General features: G+C 73.8%; 9 protein-coding genes and 2 pseudogenes. 4 read left to right on the forward strand and 7 right to left on the reverse strand.

Translation table 11 applies throughout. The annotated features are described in order from the left end of the window. Positions 1 to 18 precede the first annotated feature (18 nt). Positions 19 to 984, reverse strand: coding sequence for a terpene synthase (locus ABD52_RS09890; RefSeq protein WP_047891630.1), 966 nt, complete (start codon positions 982 to 984; stop codon positions 19 to 21). 143 nt (positions 985 to 1,127) lie between these two features. Between ABD52_RS09890 and ABD52_RS09895 the strand changes: the two genes are divergently transcribed. Beyond that, positions 1,128 to 1,772, forward strand: a complete 645-nt coding sequence (locus ABD52_RS09895) for a UbiX family flavin prenyltransferase (protein ID WP_047891631.1) — start codon at positions 1,128 to 1,130, stop codon at positions 1,770 to 1,772. Positions 1,773 to 1,829: 57 nt separating this feature from the next. Here the strand turns inward: ABD52_RS09895 and ABD52_RS09900 are convergent, their stop codons facing one another. Further along, on the reverse strand, positions 1,830 to 2,096 hold the full coding sequence (locus ABD52_RS09900) for a BldC family transcriptional regulator (protein WP_013473529.1): 267 nt from the start codon (positions 2,094 to 2,096) through the stop codon (positions 1,830 to 1,832). A gap of 257 nt (positions 2,097 to 2,353) precedes the next feature. Here ABD52_RS09900 and ABD52_RS09905 point away from each other — a divergent pair, with 257 nt between their 5' ends. The 3 genes from ABD52_RS09905 to ABD52_RS09915 are packed head-to-tail and all read left to right on the forward strand — an operon-like array spanning position 2,354 to position 4,802. After that, positions 2,354 to 2,812, forward strand: coding sequence for an Lrp/AsnC family transcriptional regulator (locus ABD52_RS09905; RefSeq protein WP_013283556.1), 459 nt, complete (start codon positions 2,354 to 2,356; stop codon positions 2,810 to 2,812). Positions 2,813 to 2,854: 42 nt separating this feature from the next. Continuing rightward, positions 2,855 to 3,697, forward strand: coding sequence for an SDR family oxidoreductase (locus ABD52_RS09910; RefSeq protein ID WP_047891632.1), 843 nt, complete (start codon positions 2,855 to 2,857; stop codon positions 3,695 to 3,697). A gap of 10 nt (positions 3,698 to 3,707) precedes the next feature. Continuing rightward, the gene (locus ABD52_RS09915; protein ID WP_047891633.1) at positions 3,708 to 4,802 is read left to right on the forward strand and encodes a PLP-dependent cysteine synthase family protein; all 1,095 of its coding nucleotides are present in this window, start codon (positions 3,708 to 3,710) and stop codon (positions 4,800 to 4,802) included. Positions 4,803 to 4,818: 16 nt separating this feature from the next. Here the strand turns inward: ABD52_RS09915 and ABD52_RS09920 are convergent, their stop codons facing one another. From ABD52_RS09920 to ABD52_RS40705, 5 genes and pseudogenes are all read right to left on the reverse strand, one after another. Next, positions 4,819 to 5,439, reverse strand: coding sequence for a putative glycolipid-binding domain-containing protein (locus tag ABD52_RS09920; RefSeq protein WP_047891634.1), 621 nt, complete (start codon positions 5,437 to 5,439; stop codon positions 4,819 to 4,821). Positions 5,440 to 5,543: 104 nt separating this feature from the next. Beyond that, entirely contained in the window at positions 5,544 to 5,753 is a 210-nt protein-coding gene (locus ABD52_RS09925) for an AlpA family transcriptional regulator (RefSeq protein ID WP_041798756.1), read from the reverse strand. A gap of 44 nt (positions 5,754 to 5,797) precedes the next feature. Then, positions 5,798 to 6,013: an AlpA family transcriptional regulator gene (locus ABD52_RS09930; RefSeq protein ID WP_036311366.1), complete on the reverse strand. Its 216-nt coding sequence runs from the start codon at positions 6,011 to 6,013 to the stop codon at positions 5,798 to 5,800. 252 nt (positions 6,014 to 6,265) lie between these two features. Continuing rightward, positions 6,266 to 8,095 (reverse strand): annotated as a pseudogene (locus ABD52_RS09935) (DEAD/DEAH box helicase); the annotation flags it as partial. 189 nt (positions 8,096 to 8,284) lie between these two features. After that, positions 8,285 to 8,717, reverse strand: a pseudogene (locus ABD52_RS40705) (hypothetical protein); the annotation flags it as partial.

Here is an 8,717-nt window from a genome sequence, read left to right on the forward strand (position 1 = left end):
GCAACGCCGGGCATCGGGTCAGGACGCCGCGGCGACCGGGTAGCGGGCGCTCTCCAGCGTCCAGTCGACCGTGCCGCGCACGGCGGCGGCCAGCCCGTCGAGATGGGTGGCGACGGCGTCGTCGAGCGTCGGGCCGAACGACGGCGCCGCCGCCAGGAGCGCCGCGAACCGGTCCATCTCGGCCCGCCAGTGCCCCGCGACCAGGTCGACCGCCGCCGGCACCGGCACGCCCCGCTCGGCCGCCGTCGCCAGCACCAGGTTGTGCCCGCCGCCGGTGGCCCGGTCGCGCTCCAGCGAGGCGATGTCGTTGAACCAGGACAGCAGGTCGTTGGCGAGGCCGGCGAGCCGCCGCAGTGCCGGATGGTGGTAGACCGCGTCGGGCAGCGGACGCCCGGACGCGAACTCGATCAGCGGGTACGACACGTACGCCGCCGACGTGGCCCGGCGCAGCCGCACGTACTCGGCGACGCCCGGTGGGCGGCCGGACGTGGTGGCGGTGGCCTCCCGGTACACCCCGTCGAGGTGGTCGGCGACTGCGTCGGCGAAACGCAGCCGCCACCGGGCCGGCATCCGGCGGCGCGGCTCCCGCCACGCCTGCACCAGCAGACGGCGCAGCGGGCCGGAGAAGCCCGGATGGCGGGCGCGCGGGCCCTCGCGCAGCAACGCGAGCGCGCCGTCACGCAGCGCCCGGATCTGCGGCGGGGTCAGCCCGTCCCGCCCGTCGCAGGCGTCGTCGACGAGGAAGAACCAGGTGAACACCGCGGTCAGCACCCGCAGGTCGGGCTCGGTGGCGTCCGGGTAGAGCCGCCCGGCGTACCGGGCGAAGCCGGCCCGCGCCAGCCGTCGGCGGGTGTCCGGGTCAGCCGGCAGGCCGAGCCGGTCGACGAGTTCCACCAGCCAGCCCTGCACGTCGTCGGCGTACGGGGAGAGGCGGGGCGGGATCGGGCAGTCGGAGCGGAGCGCCCGCAGCACCGCCGCCGTCATCACCGGCCCCTCCGTGGAAGTGGATCGCCGGTCGAAGAATTTCATGTCGCGGGACGTTCCGTGAACCCTCTGGACATCCCGGGCGGGCCGACCGAAAGGGGGTCGCCGCCCGCCGCCTGCGGCGACCAGGCACGCTTGAGGGCATGCGCGAACCATGGGTGGTGGGTGTCTCCGGCGCGTCCGGGACACCGTACGCGGCGGCTGTCGTCCGGGGCCTGCTCGACGCCGGCCAGGCGGTGGACCTGATCGTCTCCCGGGCGGCCCGGCTGACGGTGCTGGACGAGACCGGCCGGCCCTTCCGGGACGCGCACTGGGCCGAGGACCTGGCCGCCTGGCTCGACCGCGACCTCACCGGCGCGGACCTGCGGCACTGGCCCGCCGGTGACCTGGCCGCCGGCCCGAGCAGCGGCTCCTACCCGGTACGCGGCATGGCGGTGGTGCCCGCCAGCACCGCCGCGTGCGCCGGCATCGCCATCGGGCTCTCCAAGGATCTGCTCCAGCGCGCCGCCGAGGTCAACCTCAAGGAGCGCCGCCCGGTGGTCGTGGTGCCCCGGGAGACGCCGGTGACCCGCAGTCACCTGGAACATCTCATCGCGCTGCACGACGCCGGCGCGGTGGTGCTGCCGGCCAGTCCGGGCTTCTACGGCGCCGGGGCGGCGGCGTCCGCCGGGCAGCTCGTGGACTTCGTGGCCGGGAAGGTGCTCGACGCGCTCGGTGTCGAGCACACGCTGTTCCGGCGGTGGTCCGGCGAGCTGGCAGCCGGCCGCCGGGAGGCGGACCCGGACTGACGGTCCCGGTTGCCGACGTACGGGGCGCGGCCCTCGGCCGGACCGCGCCCCGTACGTTCAGTACATGCCGGCGTTCGCCGGTCCGGGGCCGGTGGAAGCGGTCGGGCCCATGTTGCGGGCCTTGCCCATGTCCTCCGCCTCGTCCAGCATGCCCTCCCCCTCGAGCAGGGCCCGCACCTCGGATTCCCGAAACCGGCGGTGCCCTCCTGGAGTCCGGATACTGCCGATCCGGCCGGCCGCTGCCCATCTGGTCACGGTCTTCGGGTCCACCCGAAACAGCGCAGCGACCTCACCCGGTGTCAGCAGGCGATCTCCAGTGTCCACAGCCCCCTCCTCGCGTCGACGAAGCCCCCGGCTGAACACACTGCCCCCGGCCGGTGCGAGCCCAGAGCCGTCATGAGGGACGTATGGCAATTACAGCACCGGCTACCGGACGTGTCCGCCAAACGCGAAAAACGCACACACTGGGAAGGTTAGGAAATGGTACAGGCGGAGAACCCCCGTGATCGTACGTTTGTGAAGGGTTGATCCACGGGTACCGACAGTGTTCCGTGGTCGCCAAACGGATAGGGTCACTCTCCGTGGACACGATCGACCTGAGCCTCGTGGAGTTGTTGCGAGGCAACGCCCGTCTGTCGTACGCCGAGCTGGCCCGTCAGGTCGGCCTCTCCGCCCCGGCCGTGCACGAGCGGGTCGGCAAGCTGGAGTCCAGCGGCGTGATCCGGGCGTACCGGGCCGAGGTCGAGCCGGAGTCGATCGGGCTCGGCGTCACAGCGCTCATCGGCATCATCGAGGACTCCGACGCGGACACCGACGAGGTGCTGGAGGCGTTCCGCCGCATCCCCGAGATCGAGTCCTGCTACTTCATGGCCGGTGTCGAGTCCTTCCTGCTCAAGGCGCGAGTCGGCACGATCGCCGAGCTGGAGCAGCTGATCGTCCGGCTGAACCGGACGGCGGGTGTGGCGTCCACCCGTACCAGCATCGCCCTGTCGACCAAGTGGGAGAACCGCCCGCAGCCGCTGGAACCGCCCACCGCCTGACGCCTCTGGCTCCGGGCCGGGGGTTGCGGTTACCGTGCGCCGATGACGAGCTCGGAGCGCGGCGCCGCCGTGGTCACAGGAGCGGCCGGCGGGCTGGGGCGGGCCATCGCCGCCGCGCTGCACGCCGACGGGTGGAACGTGCTACTCACCGACACCGACGCCAAGGCCGTGGCGGCTGCCGCCGCGCCGCTGGGTGGCTGGTCCCGCCCGCTCGACGTACGCGACGAATCCGCCTGCGCGGACGTCGCCGCCGAGGCGGCTGCCGCGCCCGGCGGCCTCGGGCTCTGGGTGAACAACGCGGGCATCCTGGTCACCGGGCCGTCGTGGGGACACGACGCCCCGGCCCGGCGCGCGGTGGTCGAGGTCAACGCGCTCGGCGCGATCAACGGCACGCTCGCCGCCGTCGCGGTGATGCGCGAACAGGGCCGCGGCCACGTGCTCAACGTCGTCTCGCTGGCCGGGCTGATCGCCGCGCCGGGCGAGACGGTGTACGCGGCCAGCAAGCACGCCCTGCTCGCGTTCAGCCTCGGCACTCTGAGCGACCTGCGGATGGCGGGCGTCCGGGGCGTACACGTGTCGTGCCTGTGCCCGGACGGGATCTGGACGCCGATGCTGCACGACAAGCTGGACGACCCGGGAGCGCTGGCGTCCTTCACCGGCTCGCTGCTCACGCCGGAGCGGGTGGCCGCGCGGGCCGTCCGGCTGGCCCGGCGGCCCCGGCCGGTGGTCAGCCTGCCGCGTTGGCGCGGTGCCCAGGTACGACTCCTGGACGCCTTCCCCCGGCTCGCCCTGGCCCTCACGCCGGTGATCCGGGCCACCGGGCGGGCCGGTCAGCGGCGGCAGGCCCGCCGGGTCCGGGAGAACCCGAGCCCGCCTCGCTTGTAACGTTGCCGACGTGACTCATCTCGACCGGTGCGACGAGGCCAGCCGGCGCTGGGTGACCGAGGCCATCGCCACGGTCGAGGCGGACGCCAACCGCTCCGCCGACACCCACCTGCTGCCCTTCCCGCTGCCCCGCGAGTGGGGGATCGACCTCTACCTCAAGGACGAGTCGGTGCACCCCACCGGCTCGCTGAAGCACCGGCTGGCCCGCTCGCTGTTCCTCTACGGGCTCTGCAACGGCTGGATCGGCCCGGACACCACGATCGTCGAGGCGTCATCAGGCTCGACGGCCGTCTCCGAGGCGTACTTCGCCCGGATGCTCGGGCTGCCGTTCATCGCTGTCATGCCCGCCTCCACGTCGCCGGAGAAGATCGCCCAGATCGAGTTCCAGGGCGGACGCTGCCACCTGGTGGACGACCCGTCGAAGGTCGTGGTGGAGGCGCGCTGGCTCGCCGAGGACAGCGGCGGCCGGTTCATGGACCAGTTCACGTACGCCGAGCGGGCCACCGACTGGCGGGGCAACAACAACATCGCCGAGTCGATCTACGCCCAGCTCGCGCTGGAACGGCACCCGGTGCCCGCCTGGATCGTGGTCGGCGCCGGCACCGGCGGCACCAGCGCCACCATCGGCCGCTACGCCCGGTATCGCCGGCTGCCCACCAAGCTCTGCGTGGTGGACCCGGAGAACTCCGCGTTCTACCCCGCCTGGCAGGCCGGTGACTGGTCGGTACGCACCGACCGCGGATCCCGGATCGAGGGCATCGGGCGGCCCACGGTCGAGGCGTCCTTCCTGCCCAGCGTGGTGGACCGGATGGTGCAGGTGCCGGACGCCGCGTCGCTCGCCGCGATGCGGGCCGGCTCGGCGGTGCTCGGCCGCCGCGTGGGCGGCTCCACCGGCACCAACCTGTGGGGCGCGTTCGGGCTGATCGCGCAGATGCGCGCGGCCGGGCGTACCGGCTCGGTGGTCACGCTGATCTGCGATCCGGGCGACCGGTACGTCGACACCTACTACTCTGACGACTGGGTGGCCGCCCAGGGCCTCGACCTCGCCCCGCACCTCGCCACCATCGACCGGTTCCTGACCGACGCCATCTGGCCGGCTGCCTGAGCCCGACCCCGGCCGGTCAGCGCGGGTCGACCCGCTCGGCCAGCCCCGGGTAGCGCACCACGAAACCGTCCGGGTCGACCTCCAGGTCGGCGGCGAACGTGTCACTGGAATACCGGACCCGGCCCGGGCCCAGCGAGGTGTAGACCTGCTCGGCGGGCACCACGGCCAGTCCGGGCAGCAGCACCCAGGCCACCGTCACGGCGGTGGCCAGGTCGGCGGGCAGCCGCCCGAGCCCGATCCGGCGGATCGGCAGCGTGTTGGTCAGTGGCGAGCCGCCCAGGTCCACGTCGAGCGCCTCGGCCAGCCGGCCCGGATCGTCGGTGCCCGGCAGGCCCGCCGGTGGGTGGCCCGCCGCGCTCAGCGCCGCGTCCAGGTCGCCCTCCTCGCCGGTACGCACGCGCCACCCGTCCCGGCCCCGCTCCAGGCGTACGCTCCGCGACCAGCCGGCGCCCTCGGACTCGACCTCCAGCCGGTTCGTCGACCAGTCCGGGCCGACGGTCAGGCGGTACCGGCACGTGTACGGGATCGGATCCACGGCGAGCGCCACACCCTGCGCGGTCAGCCCCTGACCGTCGTCGAGCACGACGTGCTCGGAGCCGGCGGTGTCGGTCCGGGCCCAGAAGAGCGACTTCGGCATGGTCCGGACGTTACGCGACCCGGCCGTCGGCGGCAGCGGATGCGCGAACGCCGCCGCCGAGCGGGATGTCCCGCTGTTCCCGGGCGTCAGGCCAGCGCTACTGATTACCCCTGCTCGTCGCCCTCTGTGGGGCGGGGCGGCCGGTTGTGGCGGGCCCACTCGTCCACCTCGTCCGCGTCCCAGACGTTCATGCCGATCAGTCGGGCGAGCGGCTCGGGAAACCCGGGGCGGCGGGTGATCTGCAGGACCCGCTGACGCGATACGCCGAACAGGGCGGCCAGCTCGCCGGGCCCGTACAGGCGTGGTCGTCTCACCCGCCGAAAGGAGGCACGAGACGTACTGGTCATACCCCGTCGGGCTACTCGTCGTCGTCCGCCGGCCGGGGCGGCCGGTGTTCCCGGATGTACCGCTCGACGTCCCGCTTCAACCAGACCGCGCCGACCGACAGCTCTTGATACGGCGCGGGGAATGCGGGGTGCCGCCGGATCTCGCGGAATCTCGATCTACCCACGCCGAGCATCTTCAAGATCTCACCGGCTGCGACGAGTTCGCCCGGTCCCGTCTCCTTGGTCACGACTTCGAAGGTAGGAGCGGGCTGACCCGACTATGGTGACGCGAACAAATAACCCCACCTATGTGGGCCCGTCAACGTTGACAGGGGGGGGGCAGGTGGGCGATCTGATGGATCGGGCCCCCGCCCGGTGGCGAGTTCGCGGCGGACGGGGGTGCCACCTGGACGCCGACACCCCAGACGCACCGCCGCCGCCGAGCGGGTGCTCGGCGGCGGCGGTGGGTGCGCTCAGATCAGTGGGTACGTGCCGTCTCNGCCCCGCCCCTCGGCCCGGAAACCGCCGGCCCGGCGCTCGGCCGGACGCGCGTCGCCCCGGTCACCGAAACGCCGCTCGGCGTGCGGGCGGTCGTCCTGGCGCCGGTCACCGAAGCCGCGCGAGCCGCTCGGCCGGTCGTCGTACCGCCGCTCGTCGCGGTCGTACCCGCGTCCGGTCGCCGGTCGCTGCCGGTCCCCGTACGGCCGGTCGGCCCGCTCGCCGAAGCGCTCGCCGCGCTGGCCGCGGTCGTCGGACCGCTGCTCGCCGAAGCTCCGGCCGTCGGACCGCCGGTCGCCGAAGCTGCGGTCGTCGCGGCGCTCCGGCCGTCCGAAGCGGCGCTCGCCGCCGGACCGCTCGCCCGAGTAGCGCTCGCCCGCCGGCCGGTCGCCGAACCGGCGGTCACCGCCGCGGTCCGCGAACCGGTCGCCGGACCGCTCGCCCGCGGGCCGGTCACCGAAGCGGCGCTCGCCCCGGCCGTCGCGGTCGCCGAACCGGCGCTCGCCACGGTCGGAGGAGCCGCGTCCGCCCCGGTCGAAGCCCCGGCCGTCGCGGTCGCCGAAGCGGCGCGAGCCGCCGCCGCGTCGCGGCTCCGGCTCGTCCCGCACCGGTACGCCGCTGGGCTCGCGCGCGCCGGTCAGCTCGGCCAGCGCCTCGTCGCCCGCCCGGACCCGGGTCTCGGCCGGCTCGACGCCCGCCTTCTCCATCATGGCCAGAGTGGTGCGGCGCTGCTTGGGCAGCACCAGCGTCGCCACCGCGCCCGACTCGCCGGCCCGAGCCGTACGGCCGGCCCGGTGCAGGTAGTCCTTGGGGTCCTTCGGCGGGTCCACGTGCAGCACCAGCGAGACGCCGTCGACGTGGATGCCGCGGGCCGCCACGTCGGTCGCGACCAGCACGGGCGTGCGGCCCTCGCGGAACTCGGCGAGCGTCTTGGTACGCATGCGCTGCGTCTTGCCGCCGTGCAGCCCACCGGCCCGCACACCGACGGCCGCGAGCTGCTCGACCAGTCGATCCACGCCGAGCTGCGTACGGGCGAACAGCATGGTGCGGCCCTCACGGGCGGCGATGGACGCGGCGACGGCGAACTTGTCGTGCGGCGGGATCAGCAGCAGGTGGTGATCCATGGTGGACACGGCGGCGGTGGCCGGTGCGGTCGAGTGGGTGACCGGGTCGGTCATGAACCGCTTGACGAGCGTGTCGACGTCGTTGTCCAGAGTGGCCGAGAACAGCAGCCGCTGTGCGTCCGCCGGAGTCTTCGCCAGCAGCTGGGTGACCTCGGGCAGGAAGCCCATGTCCGCCATCTGGTCGGCCTCGTCCAGCACGGTGATCTCGACGTCGTCGAGGCGGCACACGCCGCGCTCGATCAGGTCGCCGAGCCGTCCCGGGGTGGCCACGACGATCTCCACGCCGCGGCGCAGCGCGTCGATCTGCCGGTCGTACGGCACACCGCCGACGGCGGTCTTCAGGAACACGCCGACCGCCTTGCCGAGCGGCATGAGCGCGTCGTTGACCTGCATGGCCAGTTCACGGGTGGGGACCAGGACCAGGGCGCGCGGGTGCAGCGGCCGGGCCCGGTTGCGGTCGGCGAGCCGGGCGATCACCGGCAGGCCGAAGGCGAGCGTCTTGCCCGAGCCGGTCTGGCCCCGGCCGAGGACGTCGCGGCCCGCGAGCGAGTCGGGCAGCGTGGCCCGCTGGATCTCGAACGGGGTGGTGATGCCCTGCCGGGCGAGCACCTCGACGACCTGCCGGGGCAGGCCGAGCGAGGCGAAGTCGACGGTGTCGGGCGTCGGGTCGACGGACGGGGACGTGCTGGATTCAGCGAACGTGGTCAAGAAATACCTCTCGAGCGGGGCGCATCTTCGCGATGGCCCGCCGCGGCCTGTCACGCCGCCGAATCGCCCGCAAGATCGCCCATGGGCGCGCAGTCGGGGCGCGCCGGGTCAGTGATCGGAGACAAGTGTACGGCGCATCGCCGACTCCGCCACGGCAACGCGAAGCCGTAGTGGGCGGGCTCACCCCTGTCACTCGATGAGCATGGTCCCGGTCAGGCTGCTCAATGCGTCGTTGGCCAGGAAGACCACGAGCAGGCTGATCGCGATGAGCATGGTCAGCGCGACGGCCAGCACGATGATCACCTTGGTGTTGCCGCCCCGGGCCGCCGGGCTCTCCTCGGACCAGCCCTGGGCCAGGATGTGCCCGGTCAGCGATCCGGAGTTCTCCAGTGGGTTGCCCTGCGGGAACGACACGGTGGCGAACCCGGGCCCGTCGGTCCCGCCGTACGCGGTGCCGGCGAGATCCGGGCCGGCGGGCTGGGGGCGTACCGGACGGGTCGTGTCGGCGTCGCGGGCGGTCGTGGCCGGCGGCGGCCAGGTCGGCAGCGCCGGGGCCGGCACCACTGGCGGCGGCGGTGCCGACACGGGTGCGGCGGCCCACGACGGCAGCGCACCGTCCGGC

The sequence above is a fragment of the Micromonospora sp. RV43 genome (assembly GCF_001029515.1).
GTDB classification, from domain to species: Bacteria; Actinomycetota; Actinomycetes; order Mycobacteriales; family Micromonosporaceae; genus Micromonospora; species Micromonospora aurantiaca.